Source organism: Brevundimonas sp., from assembly GCF_035627475.1.
In the GTDB taxonomy this organism is placed as follows: Bacteria; Pseudomonadota; Alphaproteobacteria; order Caulobacterales; family Caulobacteraceae; genus Brevundimonas.
In genome coordinates, this window is record NZ_DASPLR010000045.1 from 13521 (window position 1) to 38081 (window position 24561).

General features: G+C 70.4%; 32 protein-coding genes. 17 read left to right on the forward strand and 15 right to left on the reverse strand.

All coding sequences use genetic code 11. From position 1 onward, the window contains the following. The first annotated feature begins 90 nt into the window (after positions 1-90). The 3 genes from VEA62_RS11615 to VEA62_RS11625 are packed head-to-tail and all read left to right on the forward strand — an operon-like array spanning position 91 to position 1847. Complete coding sequence (locus VEA62_RS11615) at positions 91-666, forward strand: YqaA family protein (RefSeq protein ID WP_324821789.1); 576 nt, start codon at positions 91-93, stop codon at positions 664-666. 58 nt (positions 667-724) lie between these two features. Next, positions 725-1267, forward strand: a complete 543-nt coding sequence (locus VEA62_RS11620; protein ID WP_324821790.1) for a disulfide bond formation protein B — start codon at positions 725-727, stop codon at positions 1265-1267. After that, on the forward strand, positions 1245-1847 hold the full coding sequence (locus VEA62_RS11625; RefSeq protein WP_324821791.1) for a demethoxyubiquinone hydroxylase family protein: 603 nt from the start codon (positions 1245-1247) through the stop codon (positions 1845-1847). Before VEA62_RS11620 ends, VEA62_RS11625 begins: the two co-directional genes overlap by 23 nt. Here VEA62_RS11625 and VEA62_RS11630 read toward each other — a convergent pair. From VEA62_RS11630 to VEA62_RS11645, 4 genes are read right to left on the reverse strand one after another with little or no spacing between them, the layout of a single operon-like run. Beyond that, positions 1831-2862: an esterase-like activity of phytase family protein gene (locus tag VEA62_RS11630; RefSeq protein ID WP_324821793.1), complete on the reverse strand. Its 1032-nt coding sequence runs from the start codon at positions 2860-2862 to the stop codon at positions 1831-1833. The two genes, VEA62_RS11625 and VEA62_RS11630, sit on opposite strands and share 17 nt — an antisense overlap. Continuing rightward, positions 2859-4730: a cobaltochelatase subunit CobT gene (gene cobT, locus VEA62_RS11635; protein ID WP_324821795.1), complete on the reverse strand. Its 1872-nt coding sequence runs from the start codon at positions 4728-4730 to the stop codon at positions 2859-2861. The genes VEA62_RS11630 and cobT overlap by 4 nt, the downstream gene beginning before the upstream one ends. A gap of 22 nt (positions 4731-4752) precedes the next feature. Then, positions 4753-4992, reverse strand: coding sequence for a zinc-finger domain-containing protein (locus VEA62_RS11640; protein WP_324821797.1), 240 nt, complete (start codon positions 4990-4992; stop codon positions 4753-4755). Between the two features lie 60 nt (positions 4993-5052). After that, the gene (locus tag VEA62_RS11645) at positions 5053-5307 is read right to left on the reverse strand and encodes a hypothetical protein (protein WP_324821799.1); all 255 of its coding nucleotides are present in this window, start codon (positions 5305-5307) and stop codon (positions 5053-5055) included. A 169-nt stretch (positions 5308-5476) separates the two neighbouring features. Between VEA62_RS11645 and VEA62_RS11650 the strand changes: the two genes are divergently transcribed. Continuing rightward, positions 5477-6451, forward strand: coding sequence for an ABC transporter ATP-binding protein (locus VEA62_RS11650; protein ID WP_324821801.1), 975 nt, complete (start codon positions 5477-5479; stop codon positions 6449-6451). A 3-nt stretch (positions 6452-6454) separates the two neighbouring features. Here VEA62_RS11650 and VEA62_RS11655 read toward each other — a convergent pair whose 3' ends face one another. From VEA62_RS11655 to VEA62_RS11670, 4 genes are all read right to left on the reverse strand, one after another. Continuing rightward, a complete protein-coding gene (locus VEA62_RS11655) occupies positions 6455-6670 on the reverse strand; it encodes a hypothetical protein (RefSeq protein WP_324821803.1) in 216 nt (71 codons plus the stop codon). A 106-nt stretch (positions 6671-6776) separates the two neighbouring features. Then, positions 6777-7151 (reverse strand): Tat pathway signal protein, encoded by a 375-nt coding sequence (locus VEA62_RS11660; protein WP_324821805.1) that lies wholly within the window; start codon positions 7149-7151, stop codon positions 6777-6779. Between the two features lie 34 nt (positions 7152-7185). Further along, positions 7186-8181, reverse strand: a complete 996-nt coding sequence (gene bioB, locus VEA62_RS11665) for a biotin synthase BioB (protein WP_324821807.1) — start codon at positions 8179-8181, stop codon at positions 7186-7188. Positions 8182-8218: 37 nt separating this feature from the next. After that, positions 8219-9163 (reverse strand): pepsin/retropepsin-like aspartic protease family protein, encoded by a 945-nt coding sequence (locus VEA62_RS11670; RefSeq protein ID WP_324821809.1) that lies wholly within the window; start codon positions 9161-9163, stop codon positions 8219-8221. Positions 9164-9336: 173 nt separating this feature from the next. On the opposite strand from VEA62_RS11670, the gene ahcY reads away from it, so the two are divergent. From ahcY to VEA62_RS11690, 4 genes are all read left to right on the forward strand, one after another. Further along, positions 9337-10728, forward strand: coding sequence for an adenosylhomocysteinase (gene ahcY, locus VEA62_RS11675; RefSeq protein WP_324821811.1), 1392 nt, complete (start codon positions 9337-9339; stop codon positions 10726-10728). Between the two features lie 75 nt (positions 10729-10803). Continuing rightward, positions 10804-11301 carry a GNAT family N-acetyltransferase gene (locus VEA62_RS11680; protein WP_324821813.1) on the forward strand — a complete coding sequence of 166 codons (498 nt, stop codon included), beginning with the start codon at positions 10804-10806 and terminating at the stop codon, positions 11299-11301. A 9-nt stretch (positions 11302-11310) separates the two neighbouring features. Then, complete coding sequence (locus VEA62_RS11685) at positions 11311-11514, forward strand: twin transmembrane helix small protein (RefSeq protein WP_324821815.1); 204 nt, start codon at positions 11311-11313, stop codon at positions 11512-11514. 4 nt (positions 11515-11518) lie between these two features. Continuing rightward, positions 11519-12091 (forward strand): cob(I)yrinic acid a,c-diamide adenosyltransferase, encoded by a 573-nt coding sequence (locus VEA62_RS11690; protein WP_324821817.1) that lies wholly within the window; start codon positions 11519-11521, stop codon positions 12089-12091. Between the two features lie 9 nt (positions 12092-12100). On the opposite strand, the gene VEA62_RS11695 is transcribed toward VEA62_RS11690, so the two are convergent. Beyond that, a complete protein-coding gene (locus tag VEA62_RS11695) occupies positions 12101-12433 on the reverse strand; it encodes a hypothetical protein (protein ID WP_324821819.1) in 333 nt (110 codons plus the stop codon). A gap of 124 nt (positions 12434-12557) precedes the next feature. Between VEA62_RS11695 and VEA62_RS11700 the strand changes: the two genes are divergently transcribed. Then, complete coding sequence (locus tag VEA62_RS11700; RefSeq protein WP_324821820.1) at positions 12558-13322, forward strand: electron transfer flavoprotein subunit beta/FixA family protein; 765 nt, start codon at positions 12558-12560, stop codon at positions 13320-13322. Then, positions 13322-14251 (forward strand): electron transfer flavoprotein subunit alpha/FixB family protein, encoded by a 930-nt coding sequence (locus VEA62_RS11705; protein WP_324821822.1) that lies wholly within the window; start codon positions 13322-13324, stop codon positions 14249-14251. Before VEA62_RS11700 ends, VEA62_RS11705 begins: the two co-directional genes overlap by 1 nt. A gap of 59 nt (positions 14252-14310) precedes the next feature. On the opposite strand, the gene VEA62_RS11710 is transcribed toward VEA62_RS11705, so the two are convergent. After that, positions 14311-14784, reverse strand: coding sequence for an SRPBCC family protein (locus VEA62_RS11710; RefSeq protein ID WP_324821824.1), 474 nt, complete (start codon positions 14782-14784; stop codon positions 14311-14313). After that, positions 14777-15127: a metalloregulator ArsR/SmtB family transcription factor gene (locus VEA62_RS11715; protein WP_324821826.1), complete on the reverse strand. Its 351-nt coding sequence runs from the start codon at positions 15125-15127 to the stop codon at positions 14777-14779. The genes VEA62_RS11710 and VEA62_RS11715 overlap by 8 nt, the downstream gene beginning before the upstream one ends. 121 nt (positions 15128-15248) lie before the next feature. Here VEA62_RS11715 and VEA62_RS11720 point away from each other — a divergent pair, with 121 nt between their 5' ends. The 5 genes from VEA62_RS11720 (at position 15249) to arfB (ending at position 19653) form a co-directional block, all read left to right on the forward strand. Then, on the forward strand, positions 15249-15527 hold the full coding sequence (locus VEA62_RS11720; protein ID WP_324821828.1) for a DUF167 domain-containing protein: 279 nt from the start codon (positions 15249-15251) through the stop codon (positions 15525-15527). Between the two features lie 95 nt (positions 15528-15622). Beyond that, the gene (locus VEA62_RS11725) at positions 15623-17110 is read left to right on the forward strand and encodes an amidohydrolase (protein ID WP_324821830.1); all 1488 of its coding nucleotides are present in this window, start codon (positions 15623-15625) and stop codon (positions 17108-17110) included. Next, positions 17110-18462, forward strand: a complete 1353-nt coding sequence (locus tag VEA62_RS11730; protein WP_324821832.1) for an amidohydrolase family protein — start codon at positions 17110-17112, stop codon at positions 18460-18462. The genes VEA62_RS11725 and VEA62_RS11730 overlap by 1 nt, the downstream gene beginning before the upstream one ends. 328 nt (positions 18463-18790) lie before the next feature. Beyond that, complete coding sequence (locus tag VEA62_RS11735) at positions 18791-19252, forward strand: YaiI/YqxD family protein (protein WP_324821834.1); 462 nt, start codon at positions 18791-18793, stop codon at positions 19250-19252. Next, positions 19249-19653: an alternative ribosome rescue aminoacyl-tRNA hydrolase ArfB gene (gene arfB, locus VEA62_RS11740; RefSeq protein ID WP_324821836.1), complete on the forward strand. Its 405-nt coding sequence runs from the start codon at positions 19249-19251 to the stop codon at positions 19651-19653. Before VEA62_RS11735 ends, arfB begins: the two co-directional genes overlap by 4 nt. 9 nt (positions 19654-19662) lie before the next feature. Here arfB and VEA62_RS11745 read toward each other — a convergent pair whose 3' ends face one another. The 4 genes from VEA62_RS11745 to VEA62_RS11760 form a co-directional block, all read right to left on the reverse strand. Further along, the gene (locus VEA62_RS11745; protein ID WP_324821838.1) at positions 19663-20130 is read right to left on the reverse strand and encodes a hypothetical protein; all 468 of its coding nucleotides are present in this window, start codon (positions 20128-20130) and stop codon (positions 19663-19665) included. A gap of 21 nt (positions 20131-20151) precedes the next feature. Further along, positions 20152-21750 (reverse strand): 2-polyprenylphenol 6-hydroxylase, encoded by a 1599-nt coding sequence (gene ubiB / locus VEA62_RS11750; protein WP_324821840.1) that lies wholly within the window; start codon positions 21748-21750, stop codon positions 20152-20154. After that, entirely contained in the window at positions 21738-22523 is a 786-nt protein-coding gene (locus tag VEA62_RS11755) for a class I SAM-dependent methyltransferase (RefSeq protein ID WP_324821842.1), read from the reverse strand. The genes ubiB and VEA62_RS11755 overlap by 13 nt, the downstream gene beginning before the upstream one ends. Positions 22524-22593: 70 nt before the next feature. Then, positions 22594-23301, reverse strand: a complete 708-nt coding sequence (locus VEA62_RS11760) for a Crp/Fnr family transcriptional regulator (protein ID WP_324821844.1) — start codon at positions 23299-23301, stop codon at positions 22594-22596. 176 nt (positions 23302-23477) lie between these two features. On the opposite strand from VEA62_RS11760, the gene VEA62_RS11765 reads away from it, so the two are divergent. Both VEA62_RS11765 and VEA62_RS11770 read left to right on the forward strand, forming a co-directional pair. Then, positions 23478-23780 carry a 4a-hydroxytetrahydrobiopterin dehydratase gene (locus VEA62_RS11765; protein WP_324822160.1) on the forward strand — a complete coding sequence of 101 codons (303 nt, stop codon included), beginning with the start codon at positions 23478-23480 and terminating at the stop codon, positions 23778-23780. After that, positions 23777-24559, forward strand: coding sequence for an SDR family oxidoreductase (locus VEA62_RS11770; RefSeq protein WP_324821846.1), 783 nt, complete (start codon positions 23777-23779; stop codon positions 24557-24559). Before VEA62_RS11765 ends, VEA62_RS11770 begins: the two co-directional genes overlap by 4 nt. The last annotated feature ends 2 nt before the right edge of the window (positions 24560-24561 follow it).

Sequence of the window (24561 nt, forward strand, 5' to 3'; positions counted from 1 at the left end):
ACTCACGCCCTGTTTCGGCAGGTGCGCGGGCCCGCCACGCCTGCTAGAGCCGGGGCTCAGGCGCCCCACGGGGCCTCCGTCGGGTATCGAATGTTCCGCAAGCTCTACGACTGGGTCTTCTCGCTGGCCCGCAGCCGGCACGCCACGCCCGCCCTGGCGGTCATCTCCTTCGCCGAGAGCTCCTTCTTCCCCGTCCCGCCCGACGTGATGCTGGCGCCGATGATCCTGGCGCGGCCCGAGAAGGCCTATTTCTACGCCTTCGTCTGCACCGTCGCCTCGGTGCTGGGCGGCATCCTCGGCTACGCCATCGGCTACTACCTGACCGACCTCGGCCTGTGGCTGATGAACGTCCTCGGCCATTCCGACGGCCTCGCCGAATTCCAGCACTGGTTCGACCAGTGGGGCCTGGCGGTGATCCTGATCAAGGGCCTGACCCCCGTGCCCTACAAGCTGGTCACCATCGCCTCGGGCCTCGCGGCCTTCAGCTTCCCGGTTTTCGTGGCCGCCTCGGTGGTCACGCGCGGAGCCCGCTTCTTCCTCGAGGCCTGGGTGCTGAGGCGCTGGGGTCCCGCCATGCTGGCCCAGGTGGAGAAGCGGCTGGCGATGTGGAGCATCATCGGCATCGTGGTGCTGGTCGGCGCCGTGGTGGCGGTGAAGCTGCTCTGAGGGCCAGCGGTCAGAGCCTCATCGACGCCGCCCTCCAGCGCGGCTATGAACAGCACCGATGAGAGGCCTTTATCGACTCCTGACCCGGTGGTGGACCGCCTTCGCCCTCGCCGCCTCGCTGGCGCTGCTGGGCGCGGCGCATGCGTTCGAGCGCTTCGCCGGCCTCGCGCCCTGCAACCTCTGCCTCAAGCAGCGCGAGGTCTACTGGGGGGCCGTGACCATCGCCCTGACCGCCACCCTCTGGCACCTGGTCAGCCGGGGCAGCCGGGGCACGCCCCGCATCGCCGCCTTCCTGCTGGCCGTGGTCTTCACCACCGGCGCGATCACCGCCGTCTTCCACATGGGCGGCGAGAACGACTGGTGGACGCTTCCGGCCGCCTGCGCGGGTGGCGGCGACGTCAGTCTCGAAAGCCTGGCCGCCCTCGCCATGGGCACGGCCCCCGCCGCTCCGCCGGTCTACTGCGACGCGGTGACGTGGCGCTTCCCGGCCGACTGGGGTCTATCGATGGCCGGATGGAACGTGCTGATCTCGGCCGCGCTTGCCGTGTTCAGCCTGTTCGCCGCCAAGAGGCCCAAGGATGCCCGTGCCCCCCGCCCCTGAAACGATCGCTGAAACGCCGTCCCGCCCGGTCCGCCTGGCCCACCCGGGCCGCGGGGCCAGCCGCCGCCGCCGCGCCGAAATCCTGCGGGTCGATCACGCCGGGGAATACGCGGCCGTCCACATCTACCGCGCCCAGCGCGCCGTCTTCGAAGGTCGCGCCGGCAAGGCGGCCATCGCCGCCGACATGGGCGAGATGCAGGCCCAGGAAGCCGTCCACCTCGCCCGCTTCGACGCCCTGCTCAACGCCGAGCGGGTGCGCCCGACCCTGATGACCCCGGTCTGGCGGCTGGCCGCCCTCGGCCTCGGAGCCGGCACGGCCCTGCTGGGCGAGAAGGCCGCCCACGCCTGCACCGAGGCGGTCGAGAGCGTCATCGAGGAACACTACGCCGACCAGATCTCCGAACTCGTGGATCGCGACCCGGACCTCGCCGCCGAGCTGTCGAAATTCCGCGACGAGGAACTGGCCCACCACGACCACGCCGTCTCCCACGGCAGCCGCGAAGCGCCCGGCTACGGCCTGCTCAGCGCCGTGATCAAGGCCGGCTGCCGCGCGGCGATCAAGATCAGCGAACGCGTCTAGGCCTGGATGCCGCCTCTCCCCCGGGAGAGGATTTCCGAACCACCTGAGCCCCGGCCCCGACATCGAAGGCCAGCAGAAGCGTCCGCTGCCGGGCGTGGCTGTTGTCGTCCGACAGGATGTAGAGGCGGACGCCATCGCCGTGGCGAACCGCCGCGATCCCCTCGAAATTGTCGACGGTCGAGGGCAGGCTCAGCTCCACCAGCACCGGGCCGAAGGTTCCGTCCTCCGCCATCCGGCGCAAACGCGCCCGCATGTCCACCGGAGCGCGGAAGCGCCGCTGGACCACGAACCAAGCCGCGCGCGCCGGGTCTCCGTCCATGCCGGTGATGCGCCATCCGGACACCGGAATCGGCGTGGCCGGCGGTTCCCCCACCGCGACGCAGGCCCGGGGGCGGCAGTCCCAGACGCCGCCCGACTCGCCCGCGACGCGCCAGCCGTCCGGTTCCGCCGCCAGGGCCTCTATTCCCTCGTTGCCGCCGGGTACGGGCGGCGTCGCAAAGGCGCGCGGCCGTTCCCGGATGTCATCGGGCGATCCATAGGACCACAGCCGCGGCCGCTGCTCGAAACCGACGATCAGGCCGTCGTCCGCGGTGATCGCCAGGGCCTCGGCGTCGCCGTCCGGCTTGGCGGAGAACGCCCGGCCGTCCTCCGCCGTCAGCGCCCGCACACGGAGGTCCGACAGGCCGGACGGCCGCCCCCGGGCGTCGAACTGGAGCCGCGCCCGGAACAGGTCGCCGGCGTCGCTCACCATCAGGACCTCGCCGTCCAGCAGCTTGAGGTCGGACAGCCCATGCAGCCGGTCGCCGGGCGGAGCCAGAATCTCCAGCCCCCCGGCGAAGCGGACGCCCGGCGACAGCCGGACCCCGCCCGGAATTCCGAGCCCCACCCGCCGCGTCTCCACCGCCAGCGGCGTCCATCCATGGGAGGCGTAGGGCGCGGCCGGCGCGATAACCGCCGCGCCGGCGCAGGCAGATAGGAGAAGGACGCAGGCGGCGAACGGCGCCAGCCGCCTCAAGCCGCCCTCCGGCGCCGCGTCGGCGCCGCCTTCGGCTCGCTCTCGAACAGTTCCGCCAGCTTCTCGATCATCACGCCGCCCAGCTGCTCGACGTCGACGATGGTCACCGCCCGGCGGTACCAGCGCGTCACGTCGTGGCCGATGCCGATGGCGATCAGTTCGACCGGCGAGCGGGTCTCGATCTCGGCGATCACCTGCCGCAGGTGCTTGTCCAGATAGAGGGCGGCGTTGGCCGACTGGGTCGAGTCGTCGACCGGCGAACCGTCCGAGATGACCATCAGGATCTGCCGCGCCTCGGGCCGCGCCAGCAGCCGGTCATGCGCCCAGTTCAGGGCCTCGCCGTCGATGTTCTCCTTCAGCAGCCCCTCGCGCATCATCAGGCCGAGGTTCTTCCTGGACCGCCGCCAAGGGGAATCCGCCGACTTGTAGATGATATGCCTGAGGTCGTTCAGCCGCCCCGGGTTGGCCGGCTTGCCGGCGCTGATCCAGGCCTCGCGCGACTGGCCGCCTTTCCACGCCCGGGTGGTGAAGCCGAGGATCTCGACCTTGACCCCGCAGCGCTCCAGCGTCCGCGCCAGGATGTCGGCGCACACCGCCGCCACCATGATCGGCCGGCCGCGCATAGAGCCGGAATTGTCCAGCAGCAGGGTCACCACCGTGTCCCGGAACGGGCTCTCGCTCTCGGCCTTGAAGCTCAGGGGACTGGTCGGGTCGGTGATGATCCGGGTCAGGCGGGCGGTGTCCAGCACCCCCTCTTCCAGATCGAAGGCCCAGCTGCGGTTCTGCTGCGCCATCAGCCGGCGCTGCAGCTTGTTGGCCAGCCGCGCCACCACCGACGACAGCGCCGTCAGCTGCTGGTCCAGCAGCGACCTCAGCCGCTCAAGCTCGTTCGGATCGCACAGCTCGGCGGCGTCGATGATCTCGTCGTAGGCGGTGGTGAACACCCGGTAGGCGTCGATCGCCCGCCCGTCGTCGCCGACCTCCTGCCGGTTCGGCAGCGCCCCTTCGTTGATCTCCGGCCCCTCGTCCGAGGCGTCGCCGTCGGGGTCGGCGGGGGCGCCGTCGGGACGGGCGTCGCGTTCCTCGCCCGAGGTCTGGTCGTCGCTCGAGCCGTCCATCGACTGGCCCTCGCCGCCGCCGGCGTCGTCCTCCTCGTCCTGGTCCTCGGATGCGTCCGGCTCCTGCGGATCCGGCTCCTGATCGCCCTGGTCGTCCGAGGCGTCGTCGCCGCGCCCGTCGCCGGGATCGAGGTCCAGCGCCCGCAGCACGTCCTTGAGCCGCACCGCGAAGGCGTCCTGGTCGCCGGCGACCTCGGCCAGGGCGTCGATCTTCGACCCGGCCCGGTTCTCCAGATCGCCCCGCACCAGATCGAGCAACGTCCCCGCCCCGTCCGGCGCCCGCTGCCCCGTCAACCGTTCGCGCACCAGCAGGGCCACCGCCTCGGCCGCCGGCACCCGCTCCGCCTCGGTGACCCTCAGCGCGCCGGTCTTCTCCAGCCGGGTCAGGAGCGCGGCGTCCAGATTGGCCCGCACGCCCGCCAGCGATTGCGATCCGACCGCCTCGACCCGCGCCTGTTCGACGGCTTCGAACACGTCGGCCGCCCTGGAGTCGGCCGGCCGCAGCCGCGCATGCAGCGCCTCGTCGTGATTGGCCAGCCGCAGCGCCAGCCGGTCGGCCTGGCCTCGCAGGGTGGCGCTCTCGGACGCGCCCGGATCGCGCGGCGGATGCGGCAGGGTCAGGACGCCGTCGGCCAGCCTCGGCCCGTCCGAACCGAACACCACCTCCAGCTCCGACTGCTCCGCCAGCGCCCGCGCGGCATGGGCCAGCGCGCGCTTGAAGATTTCGGCGGGGGTCTCTGCGGAGGCCATGGCGTCCGGTCAGCCTTTCGCCTCAGTGCGCCTCGGGCGGCCGGGCGGCGGGGCTGAAGTATTCGCTCTCGGGCTTGGGCCGCGACGACAGCACGAAGCGCCGGTCGCAGTAGCCGCACTCGACGAAATCGTCCTCGCCCATGTCCATATAGACCAGCGGATGGCCCAGGGCCCCGCCGCCGCCGTCGCAGGCCACGCGCTTGGTCGAGACCACGATTTCTTCCGGCGGCGGGATGATCGCATCGGGATGGCGGGGCGGCATGTTCGACCTGTCGGATGGGAGGACGCGTCGGCGTTTCCCTAGGCGGACCGGCGCCGGGCGTCAAACCTCGCGGGCTTTTCGCCCGAACATCCGGTCGAACAGCGCCTTGCGCCGCTTGAAGATGGTCCAGCCGAGCGACCCCGCCGCGACCCACAGCCCGACCTCGCCGACCACCGCCAGCGGCCCGCCGTACATCAGCGCCTCGCGCACATTGAGATGGCCCAGCTTGTAGAACACGGCGACGGCCGCCGAGGCGCCATAGCCCAGCAGGCAGAAGCCGAAGGCGGTCCAGCCGATCAAACGCGTGCGGCTCATTGCATGTCTCCGTCAAGCAGACTGTTCAGAATGACAAGGAAACTGGACACTGGCGCTCAACTTGTCAAGCATCATTGACACTATGGCGCGCATGCTTGTCATCACTGCGGGGCTTGGCCGCGACGGGCGCCGCGCCTACCTAGGCGGACCGCCCGCCTGAAAGCCGCCCATGTCCGCACCCGATCCGCTCCCCGCCAACGCCATCGAGGTCCGCGGGCTGGAAAAGACCTACGCCGGCTCGAAGAAGGCGCCGCCCAAGACGGCCCTGCGCGGCGTCGACCTGGTCATCCCGCGCGGTTCGATGTTCGGCCTGCTCGGCCCCAACGGGGCGGGCAAGTCGACCCTGATCAACATCCTCGCCGGCATCGTCAACAAGACCGGCGGCACGGCCGCCATCTGGGGCCGCGACATCGACAGACAGCCCCGCGACGCCCGCGCCGCCCTCGGCGTGGTGCCGCAGGAGATCGTCGCCGACGTCTTCTTCACCCCCCGCGAGGCGCTGGAGGTCCAGGCGGGCTTCTACGGCGTGCCGGCCAGTGAGCGCCGCTCCGACGAACTGCTCGCCGCACTGGGCCTGACCGACAAGGCCCATGCCTATGTCCGCGCCCTGTCCGGCGGCATGAAGCGGCGGCTGATGGTGGCCAAGGCCCTGGTTCACAACCCGCCCATCCTGATCCTCGACGAGCCCACCGCCGGGGTCGATGTCGAACTGCGCCGCCAGCTCTGGGACTATGTCCGCCGCATCAACGCCGAGGGCGTCACCATCCTGCTGACCACCCACTATCTCGAGGAGGCCCAGGAGCTCTGCGACACCATCGCCATCATGAACCGCGGCCAGGTCATCGCCTGCGAGCCGACCCCCCAGCTGCTGCGCCGCCTCGACACCCGCCACGTCGTGGTCAGCCCCGACGGCGAGCTCGCCGCCCCCCCGACCCTGCCGGGCTTCGAGGTCACCCCCCGCCCCAACGGCGCCTTCGCGGTCAGCTACAGGAAGGGCCAGTCGTCGGTGGAGCAGGTCCTCGCCGCCGTCCGCGCCGCCGGCGTGACCATCGCCGACATCTCGACCGAGGATCCCGATCTGGAAGACGTCTTCCTCGCCCTCACCTACGGCGACGCAGGCCAGGTCGATCCGACCAGGGACTGACCGTCAGGCCGCCAGCGGCAGCTCGATCGTCTCCGCCGCGCGCCAGATCAGACCGACCAGCCGCTCGCCGGCATGGACGCTGGCCCGCTCCCATCCGGCGACCTGTTCAGCCATGGCCCGCGCCCGGGCGAGCGCCATCCCGTCGTCCGCCGCGTCCAGCACGCACAGATCGGCGACCGGCTCCCGGTTCGTGCTGACGATGCAGTAGTAGCAGTCCATCGGTCCCTCGCTTCGGGCGCTCTGAACTACCGGGCCGGGAACTCGTTCCTGTGACGGCTTTCCGACATTTTATCGAAGTCTCGGGCTCCTTGCCGACGGGCGGCCCCTAGACCACCATCACCGTCCCGATCAGCAGGCGCGCGCCCCGCCGGCCGACGGTCCGGTCCGTGGCCGCCTGCAGCTGGACGACCAGCCGCTCCACATCCGGCGGCGCGCCCGGCAGCAGGCTGTTCGCCGCCGCCTGCACCACCGCCGCATAGGCCGCCCTCAGGCGCGGCGCCGACTGGGCCACCCGCGTCCGAAGGGCCGCGTCGGGGGTGTCCAGCCCGGTCTCCACCGTCATCACGCCGCGCCGTCCGCCCGAGCGCATCACATTGGCGGTGATGGTCGGCAGGCGCAGATAGCTGGGTTGCGGCGCGCCGCCCCCGCCGCTGGCCTTGCGGGCGGTTTCCTTGAGTCCGATTAGGGCGCGACGATCCATGCGCGTACCCTGGCAGACAGCCTTTAAGGCGCGGTTACGCCGCCGCCCCGACCACGCCCGGCTCCATCGGCTTCAGGTCCAGCAGGGCGAACAGCCGTGCATCCTCGTCCTGCTCCGGGTTCGGCGTGGTCAGCAGCCTGCCGCCGACGAAGATCGAATTGGCCCCGGCCAGGAAGCACAGCGCCTGCATCTCCGCGCTCATCGTCTCGCGCCCGGCCGACAGCCGCACCATCGCCTTCGGACAGACCAGCCGCGCCACGGCCACGGTGCGCACGAATTCGATCGGATCGATCTCGCCCTCCCGCTTCACCCGCTCGCCCAGCGGCGTGCCCGTGACCGGCACCAGCGCATTGACCGGCAGGCTGTCCGGATGCTCCGGCAGGGTGGCCAGGGCGTGCAGCAGGCCCGCCCGGTCGCGCCGCGCCTCGCCCATGCCGACTATGCCGCCGCAGCAGGTGCTCATCCCCGCCTCGCGCACATGGGCCAGCGTATCCAGCCGGTCCTGATAGGTCCGCGTCGTCACCACCTCGGCGTAGTACTCAGGGCCGGTGTCGAGGTTGTGGTTGTAGTAATCCAGCCCCGCCGCCTTCAGCTGCCGCGCCTGATCCGCCGTCAGCATGCCCAGGGTGGCGCAGGTCTCCAGCCCCAGCGCCTTGACCCCGGAGATCATGGCCGCGAGTTTCGGCGTGTCGCGGTCCTTCAGCTCGCGCCAGGCCGCCCCCATGCAGAAGCGGCTGGCCCCGCCCGCCTTGGCGGCCATGGCCTCGGCCAGCACCGCCTGCGCGTCCATCAGCTTTTCGGCCTTCAGCCCGGTGTCGAAACTGGCCGATTGCGAGCAGTAGCCGCAGTTCTCGGCGCAGCCGCCGGTCTTGATCGACAGCAGCTGGCTCTTCTGCACCTCGGACGGGTCGAACCAGCGCCGGTGCACCGACGCGGCCTCGAACACCAGCTCCATGAACGGGCGGGCGAACAGGGCCTCGACCTCGTCGAGGGTCCAGTCGTGGCGGGGGATAGAAAGGTCGAGGGTCATGGCGCCTTCCCTGCGTCAGGCGGGCGGCCGGCGCAAGTCAGACCTCGAATACGACCTCGCCGCGCTTCAGATCGATGGCCACGCGCTCGAACAGGCCGAGGATGTCCACCCCCATGAGCAGGGCGGGCCGGTCCGACACACCCCACAGTTCGAAGGTGTGGAAGTCGCCCGTCAGGATGGGCAGCCGTCCGACGGTGATGCCGCCGAAGCGAAGGTTCGGGATCATGACCGGCGTCGCCTCCGCGGCCCGCCCCGTCGGCGACTGCACGCGCTCGCTGGTTCTGCCGTCCCTGAGCGTGATCCGGGGTGCGCCCGATGCCCGGGTCAGCGCCAGGTTGGCAATGCTGACCTGGGCGCCCGTGTCGAGGATGGCGGAGGCGGTCGCCCCTCCGACCTGGATCTCGATCATCAGCAGGTCGCCGAAGCGCTGCTCGACGGCCCGCACCAGCCGGGTGGTGGCCCGCCGCGCCTCGAAGAAGCCGTCACCGGTGCGTCTGGAGCGCGACACCCGTATCCGCCGCCGCCCGCGAAACGCCAGATCCAGTCTCAGATGGCCCAGCAGGTCCGTGCCGATCAGGCCGTCCAGGCCGTCCATCCCGGCCCGGGAAGCCACGGCCAGGCGGGGGCCGGAGACATCGAGCGCCCCGGTCTGCAGCCGCCGGGCCCGGACGGTGTCGACGATCTCACGCGCGATCAGGGTGTGCATGGCGATCTCGCCGTCGGGCGGGAGCGACAGGGCTCCGGCCAGGTCGGACGCGATCACCGAGGCGTTGGCGGCGCTGTCCACGGCGAAGGTGAAGGGGCCGCGCCCGTCGATCCGCACCGGCACCGTCAGCCGGCCGCGATTGAGTCTGTCCGCACCGAAGCCCGGCTCGGGAACAGGCGGAGTGGGGACTGCCTGCGCCGCAGCCCGGCTGGCGGCGCCGGCGGCGACGAGTCCGAGGGCGGCGCCGGACAGAACGCGCCGGGTCCAGTCTGTCATTCATGCTCCTCCCCGCGCGACGTTTGCACGGAACCGTGCAGGCCGCGAGAGGCGCCGGCCAAGCTGCCGCGGATTTCATATAAGGACATCTTTATATGTTTCTTGCCGGGCCGGCGGCCGGCGGTTATAGGGCGCGACCACCTGCCGCCGCCCACGCGATCCGGAGCGCCTTCATGACCGACTACATCGTCCGCGACATCTCGCTCGCCGCCTATGGCGAGAAGGAGATCGCCATCGCCGAAACCGAAATGCCCGGCCTGATGGCGCTGCGGTCCGAGTTCGGCGCGAGCCAGCCGCTGAAGGGCGCGCGGATCGCCGGCTCCCTGCACATGACCATCCAGACCGCGGTGCTGATCCAGACCCTGGAAGCCCTCGGGGCGGAAGTGCGCTGGGCCTCCTGCAACATCTTCTCGACCCAGGATCACGCCGCGGCCGCCATCGCCGCCGCCGGCACCCCGGTCTTCGCGGTCAAGGGCGAGACCCTGGTCGAGTACTGGGACTACGCCCACAAGATCTTCGAATGGGCGGACGGCGGCTATCCGAACCTGATCCTCGACGACGGCGGCGACGCCACCCTGCTGTGCGTGCTCGGTCCCAAGGCCGAGAAGGACCCGTCGGTCCTGAACAATCCGCAGAACGAGGAGGAGGAGGCCCTCTACGCCGTCATGAAGCGGTATCTGAAGGAGAAGCCCGGCTTCTATTCGGCCATCCGCGACGCCATCGGCGGCGTCTCGGAAGAGACGACCACCGGCGTCCACCGCCTGTACCAGATGGCCGAGCGCGGCGAGCTGCCCTTCCCCGCCATCAACGTCAACGACAGCGTGACCAAGTCCAAGTTCGACAACCTCTACGGCTGCCGCGAGAGCCTCGTCGACGCCATCCGCCGCGGCACCGACGTCATGCTCTCGGGCAAGGTCGCGGTGGTCTGCGGCTACGGCGACGTCGGCAAGGGCTCGGCCGCCTCGCTGCGCCAGGGCGGCGCCCGGGTGAAGGTCACCGAGATCGACCCGATCTGCGCCCTGCAGGCCGCCATGGAAGGCTATGAGGTCGTCACCCTCGAGGACGCGGCCGCCGACGCCGACATCTTCGTCACCGCCACCGGCAACAAGGACGTCATCACCGTCGATCACATGCGGGCGATGAAGAACAACGCCATCGTCTGCAACATCGGCCACTTCGACTCGGAGATTCAGGTCGCCGGGCTGAAGAATTTCAAGTGGGACGAGATCAAGCCGCAGGTCCACCACGTGGAATTCCCCGACGGCAAGAAGATCATCCTGCTGTCGGAAGGCCGTCTGGTGAACCTCGGCAACGCCACGGGCCACCCGTCGTTCGTGATGAGCGCCAGCTTCACCAACCAGACCCTGGCCCAGATCGAACTGTGGACCAACAAGGACAAGTACCAGAACCAGGTCTACGTCCTGCCCAAGCATCTCGACGAGAAGGTCGCCATGCTGCACCTCGACAAGCTGGGCGCGAAGCTGACCACGCTGAAGCCGGAGCAGGCGGACTACATCTCCGTCCCGGTCACCGGCCCGTTCAAGCCGGACCACTACCGCTACTGACGACGGTCGCCGGGCGGGCCGAGCGCTCGCCCGGGACATCCGCCGGGCCGCCCGGCCAAGGCATGGACCTATCGCGTGGAAATCCTTCCCTTCTCGGACGATCTCGCCGGCGCCTTCCACGACATCAACGCCCGCTGGATCGAGACCATGTTCGTGCTCGAGCCCACCGACCGCGAGGTGCTGGAGAATCCGCGCCGCCGGATCCTCGAGCCGGGCGGCGACATCCTCTTCGTCCGCGCCGGCGATCTGGGCGTGGTCGGGGCCTGCGCGCTGCAGAAAACCGGGCCGGGCCAGTTCGAACTGACCAAGATGGGCGTGCTGGAGAGCGCCCGCGGCCGCAAGGCCGGCGAGTTCCTGCTCCAGGCCATGATCCGCCGCGCCGCCGAGATGGGCGCGACCCGGCTCTACCTGCTCACCAACCGCAAATGCGCACCCGCCATCCACCTCTACGAGAAGGCCGGCTTCGAGCATGACGCCGGCATCATGGCCGAGTTCGGAAGCCGCTATGCGCGCTGCGATGTCGCGATGCTGTACCGGGGTCCGCTACTGGCCTCGCCGCGGCCGCCCGCCTAGAGTGCGGCCATGACCGTCTTCGACATCCTCGTCCTGATCGCCATCGCCGCGGTGGCGATCACCCTCGCCTTCGGCATCCGCTCCCTCTACCAGACCGGGCCGGAGGCGCGCTCGCGCTCCAACAAGCTGATGCGGCTGCGCGTAGCCCTGCAGGCCCTCGCCGTCGTCCTGCTGGTCTCGGGCATGTGGTGGAAGTCCACGCACGGGGGCTGACCGGATGGTGGTGCTGAACCGCATCTATACGAAGACCGGCGACGGCGGCGAAACGCGGCTGGCCTCCGGCGCGCCGGTGTCCAAGACCGACCCGCGCGTCGAGGCCTATGGCGCGGTCGACGAGCTGAACGCCGTCGTCGGCCTGGCCCGGCTGCACGCGGGCCAGCACGACCGCATCGACGCCATGCTGGGCCGCATCCAGAACGAGCTGTTCGACCTCGGCGCCGACCTCGCCACTCCGCACGAGCCCCCGCCCAGATGGGAGGCGCTGCGCATCCTCGACAGCCAGGTCGAGCGGCTTGAATCCGAGATCGACTGGATGAACGAGAGCCAGAAGCCCCTCGACAGCTTCATCCTGCCCGGCGGATCGGCCCTGTCGGCGCACCTGCATCTGGCCCGCACCGTCTGCCGCCGGGCCGAGCGCGACGCCATCCGGGCGCGCGAGGCCGGCTGCGCCCTCTCGCCCGTCGCCCTGCGCTATCTGAACCGGCTCTCGGACCACCTGTTCGTCGCCGCACGGCGGGCCAACGCCCATGGCGCCGACGACGTCAAATGGGCCCCCGGCGCGACCCGCTGAACCGCCCGGTCAGCGGCCCGTGAGAGCGGCCCGCTCGCGCCGGACGTCGGCGTCCCGCGCCGCCTGGGCGGCGGCGAGGCGGTGCTCGATATCGACCAGTTCGCGGTTCTTGGCGGCCGAGGCCTCGGCCCGGCTCTGTCCGGGGTCCCGTCCGGTGATCTCGGCGATCGAGATCGGCTGCGCGCAGATCTCGCTCTCCCCGTCCCACCAGCCGCCGCCGCGCTCGCAGCGCTCTCCCGGCGCGACCACCAGCGCCTGGTAGGCGAACACCCCCCCGACCAGCACCGCGAAGGTCGCCAGGAACAGCACGCTCAGTCGCTTCATGGTCAGCAGGCGGTGCATCGTCGGTTTCCGTTTCTGATCCGGACATCGGGCCGCAGGCCCGTTGACGCGGCGTTACGTTGACAGGCCGGGACAGGCGTTCCATTCCCTGCCCGCACATTCCGGCGATCTGATGGACAGCGCAATGAAGGTACTCGTCCCCGTCAAACGGGTGATCGACTATAACGTCAAGGCCCGCGTCAAGGCGGACCAGACCGGCGTCGATCTGGCCAACGTCAAGATGAGCATGAACCCGTTCGACGAAATCGCCGTCGAGGAAGCGGTTCGACTCAAGGAAGGCAAGGAGCATCACGCGGCGGGCACGGCGAGCGAGATCGTCGTCGTCTCCATCGGCGTGACCCAGGCCCAGGAGACCATCCGCACCGCCCTGGCCATGGGCGCCGACCGCGGCCTGCTGATCCAGTCCGACGCCGACCTCGAGCCCCTCGCCGTCGCCAGGCTGCTCAAGGCCGTGGTCGACGAGGAGAAGCCCGACCTCGTCCTGATGGGCAAACAGTCGATCGACGGCGACAACAACGCCGTCGGCCAGATGCTCGCCGCCCTGCTCGACTGGCCCCAGGCCACCTTCGCCGGCAAGCTCGTCATCGCCGACGGCAAGGCGACCGTCACCCGCGAGGTCGACGGCGGCCTTCAGACCGTGGCCGCGACCCTGCCGGCCGTGGTCACTGTCGACCTGCGCCTCAACACCCCGCGCTACGCCTCACTGCCCAACATCATGAAGGCCAAGAAGAAGGAGATCGCGGTCAAGGCGGTCGCCGACTACGGCGTCGACACGGCGCCGCGCCTGAAAGTCCTCAAGGTGACCGAGCCGCCCAAGCGCGCCGGCGGGATCAAGGTGACCGACGCGGCCGATCTGGTCGCCAAACTCAAGACCGCGGGGGTGCTGTAATGGCCGTTCTCGTCATCGCCGACCGCGACGGAAACACCGTCCGCGACACCACCCACAAGACCGTCACCGCCGCCCTGAAGCTGTCCGGCGACGTCGATATCCTCGTCATCGGCCAGGGTTCGAAGGCCGCCGCCGACGCCGCCGCGAAGATCGCCGGGGTCCGCAAGGTGCTGCTGGCCGAAAGCGCCGGCCTCGGCCACCAGCTGGCCGAAGCCGTCGAGGCCACCGTCGTCGGCCTCGCCGGCGGCTATGACGCCATCCTCTCGCCGGCCACCACCGACGGCAAGAATTTCATGCCGCGCATCGCCGCGAAGCTGGACGTCGCCCCCATCTCCGACATCGTCGAGGTGGTCAGCCCCGACACCTTCACGCGCCCGATCTACGCCGGCAACGCGCTGGAGACGATCCAGACCTCCGACGCGAAGAAGGTCATCACCGTCCGCCCGACCGCCTTCGACGCGGCCGGGGAGGGCGGCTCGGCCTCCGTGGAGACCGTGACCGGCGCCGACGCCGGCAAGTCCGCCTTCGTCTCCGAGGAGATGGTCAAGTCCGACCGCCCGGAACTGGGCGCGGCGAAGATCGTCGTCTCCGGCGGCCGCGCCCTCGGCTCGGCGGAAGAGTTCCACGCCGTCATGGACCCGCTGGCCGACAAGCTGGGCGCGGCGGTCGGGGCCTCGCGCGCCGCGGTCGACGCCGGCTACGCACCCAATGACTACCAGGTCGGCCAGACCGGCAAGGTCGTCGCCCCGGCCCTCTACATCGCCATCGGCATCTCGGGCGCCATCCAGCACCTCGCCGGGATGAAGGACTCGAAGATCATCGTCGCCATCAACAAGGACGCGGACGCCCCGATCTTCCAGGTCGCCGACTACGGCTGGGTCGCGGATTACAAGACGGCCGTGCCGGAGCTGATGAAGGCGCTGGGGTAGGCTCCGGCCACAGACGTATCGAAGGGGCGCGGCGCCGGAGGGAGCCGCGCCCCTTTTCGTCAGGCGTCCGCGCCCATCGCGGCCAGCAGCTGGTCCAGCTGTTCGAACTGTTCGGGCATGCCTTCCTCCGCCCCGTGGCCGGCCTCGAGGGCCTCCTTCGAGGGGTAGAGTTCGTGGACGGTCAGCAGCGTAACCCCGTCCCGGTCCTCGAAGGTCACCGTGGTCACGGCCCCGTCCTCGCCCTCCTCGTTCGTCCAGACAAGACGCGACGCCGGAACCACTTCGAGGTAGCGGCCGACGAACGCCATCGACTCGGCGCCCTCGTGGCCGAATTCAAGGCGATAGCTGCCCCCGGTGCGCACATCCATCTCGCACGACCGCAGCGGCACGCCGAGCGACCTCGGCGCCCACCAGCGCTTCATCAATTCCGGTTTGGTCCACGCCTCGAACACGATCCGCGCCGGCGCGTCGAAGATTCGCGTGACGACCAGCTCTCGTTCCGACGTCCGTTCGATCGTGGTGGGGTTAGTCATGGCCCGTCTCCTTGCGTTTCAGGTCTTCGATAACCCCGTCCAGCGCGTCGAAGCGCGCCGCCCAGAGCCGGCGGTAATTCTCGATCCATGCCGCCTCCTCCTCGAGCCGGCGCAGGCCCAGCCGGCAGGTCCGCACCCGCCCGACCTTCTCCGTCGTGACCAGCCCGGCCTGCTCCAGCACCCCGACGTGCTTTTTCATCCCCGTCAGGGTCATGTGGAACCGTTCGGCCAGCTCCGTGATCGAGGCGTCCGACCGTCCGAGCTGCTCCAGCACGCCGCGCCGGGTGACGTCCGACAGGGCGGAGAAGGAGTCGCTAAGGCGAGGAGAAGAATACTGAACCATTTGGTGCAGTGTTAGCGCAGGGCCTCGGCGCAGGCAAGAGGGAGCATAGACCTACGTCCCGGATCGGCGCTTTCACGCCGTCCGGGATGACAAGGGCGCGGCTCCGGTGGACAACCCCCCAATGGCCCATCTCCCCGTCCGCCTCACCCCCGGCGCCTCCGCCGACCGCATCGACGGCTGGGACGTCGACGCCGAGGGCCGCCCCGTTCTCAAGGTCCGCGTCCGCGCCCGCCCCGTCGAGGGCGAGGCCAACGCCGCCCTGATCAAGCTGCTCGCCAAATCCCTCCGTGTTCCGAAATCCGCCGTCTCCCTCGACCGCGGCGGCCAGTCGCGCACAAAGATGATCTCCGTCGAAGGCCTGTCCGACGACGACCTCCGCACCCGCCTTACGGACTTGTAATGTTTCCGGCCTTGTCGCCGCATGCGCGAGGCCGTTGTAATCCGTCCCGACCGGCGCCCCATTCTTCAGCCTGGGCGCATCAGGGGGATGTTTCGATGAGACTTCAACGCCTGCGGGGCGCCAGCCTCGCCGCCCTGGCCTGCGTGGCCCTGACCGCCTGCGCCACCAGCGGAAGCAACGGATCGAACGGCGACGCCGCAGCCGCCGCCGACACCGACGAAGCCCGAGAACCCCTGGCCCGCGGCCTCGACTACGCCGCCAACCCCGACCCCTTCCCCTCGACCTATCGCGGGCTGCCGCGCGACAACATGGCCATCGTCGGCGGCACGGTCTTCACCGGCGCCGGCCAGCGCATCGACAATGGCGTGGTCATCGTCACCGACGGCCGCATCGCCGCCGTCGGCGGACCCTCGACCCCGATCCCCGCCGGCCACCGCAGCGTCGACGCCCGCGGCCGCTTCGTCACCCCCGGCGTCATCGACACCCACAGCCACCTCGGCGTCTATCCCTCGCCCGGCGTCCAGGGCATGAGCGACGGCAATGAGGCGACCCAGCCCAACACCGCCGAGGTCTGGGCCGAACACAGCCTGTGGCCCCAGGATCCCGGCTTCAACGCCGCCCGCGCCGGCGGCGTCACCACCCTCCAGATCCTGCCCGGCTCGGCCAACCTGTTCGGCGGCCGCGGCGTCACCGTCCGCAACATCCCCTCGGTGACCATGCAGGGCATGAAGATGCCGGGCGCCCCCTACGGCCTGAAGATGGCCTGCGGGGAGAACCCCAGCCGCGTCTATGGCTCACGCAACTCGTCGCCGGCCACCGGAATGGGCAATGTCGCCGGCTATCGCGCCGCCTTCATCGCCGCCCGCGAATACAAGGCCAAATGGGACAAGTGGCGCGAGGACGGCGAGGGCTCGCCCCCGACCCGCAACCTCGAACTGGAGACCCTCGCCGGCGTCCTCGACGGCTCGGTGCTGGTCCAGAACCACTGCTACCGCGCCGACGAGATGGCGGTGATGATCGATATCGCCAAGGAATTCGGCTATAAAATCACCGCCTTCCACCACGCGGTGGAGGCCTACAAGGTCGCGCCGCTGCTGGCCCGCGAGGGCATCTGCGCCGACATGTGGACCGGCTGGTGGGGCTTCAAGATGGAGGCGCTCGACGCGGTCGAGGCCAACGCCGCCCTCGTCGACGCCCAGCCCAACAGCTGCGCCGTCATCCACTCCGACGACGCCGAACTGACCCAGCGTCTCAACCAGGAAGCCGCCGCGGCCCTCGCCGCCGGACGCCGCATCGGCATGAACATCCCCGAAGAACGGGCGATCAGCTGGATCACCCTCAACCCGGCCCGCTCGCTCGGCATCGCCGACCAGACCGGCTCGCTGGAAGCGGGCAAGCGCGCCGACGTGGTCATCTGGAGCGCCAATCCGTTCAGCGTCTACGCCCGCGCGGACCAGGTCTTCATCGACGGCGGCCTGGCCTTCGACCGCTTCAATCCCGCCTACCAGCCGGTCTCGGACTTCGAGCTCGGCCAGCCCGGCTACGGCGTTTCCGCCGCCAACGTGACGCAGGGAGCCCGCTGATGCGCCTCAGGACCCTCATCCTCGCCGCCGTCTCGGCGGCCGCCGTCGCGGCCCCCGCCCTGGCCCAGGAGCTGACCGCCATCACCGGCGGCCGCGTCCTGACCGGCACGTCGGTCATCGAAAACGGCACGGTCGTGATCCGGGACGGCCGCGTCGTCTCGGTCGGGACCGGCGCCGCCCCCTCCGGCGCCCGCATCATCGACGCCCGCGGCAAGGTCGTCGCTCCCGGCTTCGTCGCCGTCGACTCCGGCCTCGGCGGCTCGGAGATCTCCTCGGTCGGCGGCTCCGACGACCTGACCAACGGGGCCAACACCATCAGCGCCTCGTTCGACGTCAGCTACGGCCTCGACCCCTGGTCCTTCACCCTGCCGGTGGCGCGCCTCGGCGGCATCACCCGCGCGATCGTCGTCCCCAGCCATCCGGGCGGCTCGGGCGGGCACAACCACCAGGACGACAGCGACTTCGCAGGCGTCGGCGACGGCGGCTTCCAGTCGCCCAGCCTGTTCGCCGGCCAGGCCGCCATCATCCACCTGGCCGCGGGGACAGACATCCTCGTCAAGCCGCGCGTGGCCATGGTCGCCCCGTTCGGCGAGGCCGGCGCCGGCGTCGCCGGCGGCGCGCGCGGAGCCGAGTTCGTCCAGTTCAGGGAAACCCTGGCCGAGGTCCGCCTCTACGCCCGCAACAAGGCGGCCTACGACCGCGCCGGCCTGCGCGACCTGTCGCTGTCGCGCGCCGATCTCGAGGCCCTGATCCCCGTCGCCAACGGCTCCATGCCCCTGATCGTCACCGTGCGCCGCGCCGCCGACATCCAGCAGGTGCTGCGTCTCGCCCGCGAGGAAGGGGTGAGGATCATTCTCGACGGGGCCGAAGAGGGCTGGCTGGTGGCCGACCAGATCGCCGCCGCCGGCGTGCCGGTCCTGCTCAACCCGATCTCCAACCTGCCCGGCAACCTCGAGACCCGGGCGACCCGGATGCAGAACGCCGCCGTCCTCGACGCCGCCGGGGTGCTGATCGCCATCAAGGGCAACGAGGGCTCGGTCCATCGCGCCCGCGAGACCCGCTACAACGCCGGCAACGCGGTCTCGCACGGTCTTCCGTATGACGCAGCGATCGAGGCGATCACGGTCAATCCGGCGAAGATCTTCGGCATGGCCGGTCAGTTCGGCGAGCTGCGTCCCGGCGCCGCCGCCGACGTGGTGGTCTGGTCGGGCGATCCGCTGGAGCCCCTCAGCATCGCCGAGACCATCTTCATCGGCGGCGCCGAACAGGCCCCGACCAGCCGCCAGTTCCTGCTTCGCGACCGCTACGCCCGCGGCGGCGAAGAGGCGATGCCGCCGGCCTACATCCGCTGAAACCACGCCCTTCTCCCCTCCGGGGGAGAAGGCGGCCCGGAGGGCCGGATGAGGGGGAAGCCGGCTCCGGACACTGACCGGTAACGACATGGCCAGCCCGCCGGGGGCGCTGCGGTAAGGCGTTAAGAGCGCCACCCGACGCAAGCTGCCGGAAAATCTCCACGCGGAGCGTCAGTCTGCGTCGAAACGGTATTCTCACAACGATCTCCGGGCGCAGGCCCGGCGCTCCGCACGCCTCCCCACACCGCCTGCCCGCAGGCGGTGCTTCGTCGTGCCCGTTCGCCCGCCGGTCTTTGACAACCGAATCCCAAACAGCCAGTCAGGCCGCATGACCCTGCCGCGCATCTTCATCGACGCCGACGCCTGCCCTGTGAAGGACGAGGTCTATCGCGTGGCCGGCCGCTACGGCCTGCAGGTGTTCGTGGTCTCCAACGCCTTCGTCAACACGCCGCGGGAGGCGTGGATCGAGCGCGTCCTCGTCGACGCCGGGCCCGACGTCGCCGACGACTGGATCGCCGAACGGGCGGGCCCCGGCGACATCATCATCACGTCGGACATCCCGCTGGCCGACCGCTGCCTCAAGGCCGGGGCCCAGGCGCTGAAGGCGAACGGCCAGTCCTTCACCCCGGACTCGATCGGCTCGGCCCTGGCCGGGCGCATGGTCGGCGAACACCTGCGCTCCATCGGCGTCGCCACCAGCGGCCCCCCGCCGTTCGGGCCGAAGGACCGTTCGGCCTTCCTGCAGTCGCTGGACCGGGCGGTGGTCATGGCCAAGCGGGCGGTCCGATGACCGCCATTCCCGAAAACGAACTGGAGTTCCGCTTCTTCCGGGCCGGCGGGCCGGGCGGCCAGAACGTCAACAAGGTGGCCACGGCGGTGCAGATGCGCTTCGACGTGCGCAGATCTCCGTCCCTGACCGAGGCCGTGAAGGCGCGGTTGATGAAACTGGCCGGCAGCCGCCTGACCCTGGACGGGGTCATCGTCATCACCGCCGTCCGCTTCCGCACCCAGGAACGCAACCGCGCCGACGCGGTCGAGCGGCTGCAGGCCATGGTGGACAAGGCCTCGGTCGCGCCGGTCTATCGCGTGCCGACCCGCCCCACCCGCGCCTCGAAGGAGCGCCGGCTCGAAGGCAAGACCAGGCGGTCGACGATCAAGAGCGGCCGCGGCAAGCCGGGGCTGTCCGACTGAAGATGCCGACTACTCCTGCGCCGGGCGGAACAACAGGGCCGCCACCTTACCGGCCTCATTATGGCCGATCAGCCACTGGGTCGCGGTGTTGGCGAAGGTGACCGAGAAGACGTCGATGCCGTTCTGGCTGCCGACGAAATCGACCGAGACCAGCTGACCGAAACCCTGGATCAGCGGAATGACGGTTGCCTCCTGCTCCCGGACCTTGCCGGCCAGATCGTCGGTCATCTGCGAATAGTCGATCGTCCCGGCCTGGGCCCCGGCGATGATCGCCCGCACCGTATCCTCGGAGCCCGCGTTGGCCGGCGTGTTCGATACCGTCGCGGCGGGCGTCGGCGTCGCGGCTGGCGCGGGCGTGGCGGCCTGGGGCCGCGCGGGGCCGTCGAAGGTGTTGGGCACCGTGCCGGCGGCCACCTGGGCGTGGGCGGCGGCCGGCGCGAGGAAAAGGACGGCGGCGGCGAGCAGAAGCGGCTTCATGGGGATCGTCTCCGAAGTGGCTCAGACGATGGACGGCCAAAGCGACAGAACAAGGGCGGCCCCCGCCGCCGCGGTTGCGAGCGTGACGCAGACGACGATCCAGACCGGGGCATGCGTCTCCCGGATAACCACCGTCTGGGCCGCCGGCGGATTCTGCGCCAGCCTGGACAGGGCCCTCAGCGTGGCCCTCAGTTCCTCGATGGCGTCGCGGACCTGGGCCTGCGGACCCAGTTCGCGCCGGATCCAGCGCTCGACCACCGGCTGGGACGCCGCCCACAGGTCGTGGTCCGGATTGAGCCTGCGCGCCACGCCCTCGACCGAGACCATGGTTTTCTGCAGCAGGATCAGCTCGGGCCGCAGATGCATGTCGAACAGGGCGGTGATCTCGAACAGCTGGCCCAGCAGCCGCCCCATCGACACCTGCGACGCCTGTTTGCCGATGACCGGCTCGCCCACCGCCCGCAGCGCCTGGGCGAAGGCCTCGACCGAATGCTCGGGCGGGACATATCCGGCCTCGAAATGCACCCGGCTGATGCGGTCGTAGTCGCGGCTCAGGAAACCCCACAGGATCTCGGCCAGATAGCGCCGCTCCGACGGCCCCAGCCGCCCGACGATGCCGAAATCGATCGCCGTCAGCTCGCCCGGAGCGTGGCAGAACAGATTGCCCTCGTGCAGGTCCGCATGGAACGTCCCGTAATCCAGCGCCTGGGTCAGGAAGGCCTGCACCACATTGTCGGCCAGCAGGTTGCGGTCCAGGCCCGGCTGATCAACGGCCAGCGGATCGGTCATCGGCAGGCCGGGAGCCCACTCCAGCGTCAGCACCCGCTTGCCGACCCCGTCCCAGACCACGGCCGGGGCCGTCATGTGGCCGCCGCCCGAGCCGCGCGCCTTGTCCATGATGTCCTTGAGCTCCGACGCCGCCGCCGCCTCCAGCCGCATGTCCAGCTCGAGTTGAAGCGCCCGGGCGATGGTCTCGACGAAGGCCGAGGGCTCCAGCCGCCGCGCCGGGGGCACGAACCGCACCGCCAGCCGCGCCGCCAGCCGCATCGAGTCCAGCCCCTGCGCCACGCGACGCTCGACGCCCGGCCGCAGCACCTTGACCGCCACCTTGCGGCCGTCGGCCAACCAGGCCGGATGCGCCTGCGCCAGCGAGGCCGCCGCCACCGGCGGACCGAAATCGGTGAACAGCGACTCGACCGGCCGCCCCAGCGAGCGCTCGACCTCGCGCCGCGCCTGATCGACGGGGAAGGGCTCCAGCGCATCCTTCAGCCGGCCCAGATCGCGGGCGAACTCGACCCCGAAGATGTCCGCCCGGGTGGCCAGCACCTGCCCCAGCTTGATGGCCACGGGGCCGAGATGCTCGAAGGCCTTGCCCAGCCGCTGGCCCGGGCGGCCCTCGCGTCCTTCGCGCCCGGCGAAGGCGTGCAGCAGATGGGCGATCCAGCGCACCCAGACCGGCAGCAGCGGCGTGATCTCGCGCGGCAGCAGGGCGTCGTGGCGGACCAGCACCCAGCCCCAGCCGAGCAGGCGCACGAAGGCGTCGGCCGGATGCCGCACGGGGACCGTGGCCGGCGGCGGCGGCGGGGTCGCGGGATCGATCCGGCGCGTCAGATCGCCCACCCGTGATGGATCGCCGCCACCCCGCCCGACAGGTTGGTCACCGTCACCCGGCTGAAGCCCGCCGCCTCGATCATGGCCTTGAACGTCTGCTGGTCCGGGAAGCGGCGGATGCTCTCGACGAGGTACTGATAGCTGTCGCGGTCGCCGGCCACCCAGCCGCCGATGCGCGGAATGGCGTGGAAGGACCAGGCGTCATAGGCCTTGCGGATGGCCGAGGCGGTCGGCCGCGAGAACTCCAGGCACAGGAAGCGCCCGCCCGGCTTCAGCACCCGACGCGCCTCGCGGAGCGCCTGCGGAATGTCGGCCACGTTGCGGATGCCGAAGCTGATCGAATAGGCGTCCACCGACGCGTCGGGCAGCGGCAGGGCCATGGCGTCGCCGACGCTCCACGACATCTCCGGCTCGCCGCCCTTGCCGACGCCCGCCATGATCATCTCGGCGTTGTAGTCCAGCACGATGACCGAGGCGTCCTCGCCCCCGCGCCGCTGCTGCGCCGCCCGCGCCATCTTCGCATAGCGCCGCGCCATGTCGCCGGTGCCGCCCGCCACGTCCAGAATGGTCTCGCCCGGCTGCGGATTCAGCTTCGCCGCCGCCGCGTCCTTCCACAGCCGGTGCACGCCCCCGCTCATCAGGTCGTTCATCAGGTCGTAGTTCGAGGCCACGCTGTCGAACACGCCGCGCACCAGCCGCACCTTCTCCCGGGCGTCCACGTCGCGGAAACCGAAGGAGGAAGTCTTGCCGGAAGAGGCGTCGGAGGCGGCCGTGTCGGTCATCGTGGCGGTCTAGCGCGTCCCCGCCGCGCCGTCATCCGTCCGCATGGCCGCAGCATCGGCGCCGAACCGTTCAGTGGGATTCGCGGTTCGGCCGCGGGACGCCGAGATCCTTCATCACCCCCCGCATCAGCGCATAGCAACCGCAGGCCGCGCCCTCCAGCGCTTCGCGGTCCAGCACCTCGACCCAGCCGCGTCCGCGGCGGATCAGCCCCTTGTCCTCAAGGGCCGAGCCAACCTCCGAAACCGTGGCCCGCCGGACGCCGAGCATGCCCGCGATGTCCATCTGGGTCAGGCCGAAACGGTCAGCATCGGCCCGGTCGTGGATGGTCAGCAGCCACCGCGCCAGCCGCTCGTCCAGCCGGTGCTGGGCGTTGCAGGCCGCCGCCTGCTGCACCTGGGCGAACAGGCTCTCGGTGAATTTCGCCAACGCCGCCCGCATCCCCTCGCTGCGGCTGAGCGCATCCGCGAAGACATCCGCCGGACAGCAGGCCGACACGCCGTCGACCTGGGCGATGGCCCGGCTGGCGGCCCGTGCGTTCATCGGCCCGCAGGTGACCCCGACCAGGCCTTCCCGCCCGATGGCGGCGGTCTCGATCATCCGGTCCTCGTCGACCAGCGTCATCAGCGAGACCACCCCGCTCATCGGAAACCAGACCTCCTCGACAGCCTCGCCGGCGTCGTAGAGCATCTGGCCCTGGGCGAAGGGTCGCTCGTGAAGATGCGGCTCGATCCGCTTTCGATCGGCGGCGTCGAGCGCGGCGATCCACAGATTGTCCATCTCAACAGTCTCCGCGTTCGAATGGCGACGCCCGGTAACGCTCAAGCTTCCGACTGCGTTCCTGTGTCGGAATTCGGCGCCTTGTGGCCCGGGGACGCGCGCGATACGGCTCTGGCCAGAACGCCTGCGGCCAGAACGTCTGGGGCCAGAACGCCTGGGGAATGAGGAACATCGAGATGACCGAACGGCTGGACGTGGACGAGGTCCTGAAATCCCTGCCGTCATGGCAGGCGCAGGAAGGCGACAGACCCGCCATCGGACGCAAGCTCGTCTTCGCCGACTTCAACGCCGCCTTCGGCTTCATGACCCGGGTCGCCCTGCTGGCCGACAAGGTCGATCACCATCCGGAATGGTTCAACGTCTACAATCGGGTCGAGGTCGTCCTGACCACCCACGACGCCGGCGGCGTGACCCGGCGCGACCTCGACATGGCCCGGTTCATCGACGCCGCCGCCGCCGCCATGGGGGTGAAGGCGTGAGCGGCCGCGTCGCCGGCAAGGCGGCCCTGGTCACCGGCGCCGCCGGCGGACTGGGACAGGCCATGGCGCGGATGCTGGCTCGCGAGGGCGCCAGGGTCGCGGTGACCGACACCAATCTGGACGGGGCCCGGGCGCTGGCGGACGAGATCAATGCGGCTCAACCCGGCGCGGCCTTCGCCTTCGCCCACGACGTCACCGACGAGGCGCAATGGATCTCGGTCGTGGATCAGGCCCTGGCGGCCATGGGCGGTCTGTCGATCCTGGTCAACAACGCCGGGATCGGCGGCGAATTGACGTGGGTGGAGCAGGACACGCTGGAGAACTGGCGCCGCGTCCAGGCCGTCAACCTCGAGTCGATCATGCTTGGCTGCAAACACGCCATGCCCCACCTGCGGGCCGCCGGCGCCGCGTCGATCATCAACATCAGCTCGGTCGCCGGCCTCGCCGCCGCCCCGGGCATGGGCGCCTACAACGCCACCAAGGCCGCCGTCTGGATGTACTCCAAGACCATCGCGCTCGAGGCGGCGAAAGCCGGCTGGAACGTGCGCTGCAACTCTGTCCACCCGGTCTTCATCAAGACCCCGATCCTCGACCCCTTCGTGGCCATGGCCGGGGGCGACGAGGAACTCGCGCACGAGAAGCTCGCCCGCGGCATCCCGCTGAAGCGGATCGGCGAGCCCGACGACGTGGCGTATTGCGTCCTCTACCTCGCCTCCGACGAGTCGAAATTCGTAACCGGCGCCGAGTTCAAGATCGACGGCGGCATGCTGGCGCAGTAGGG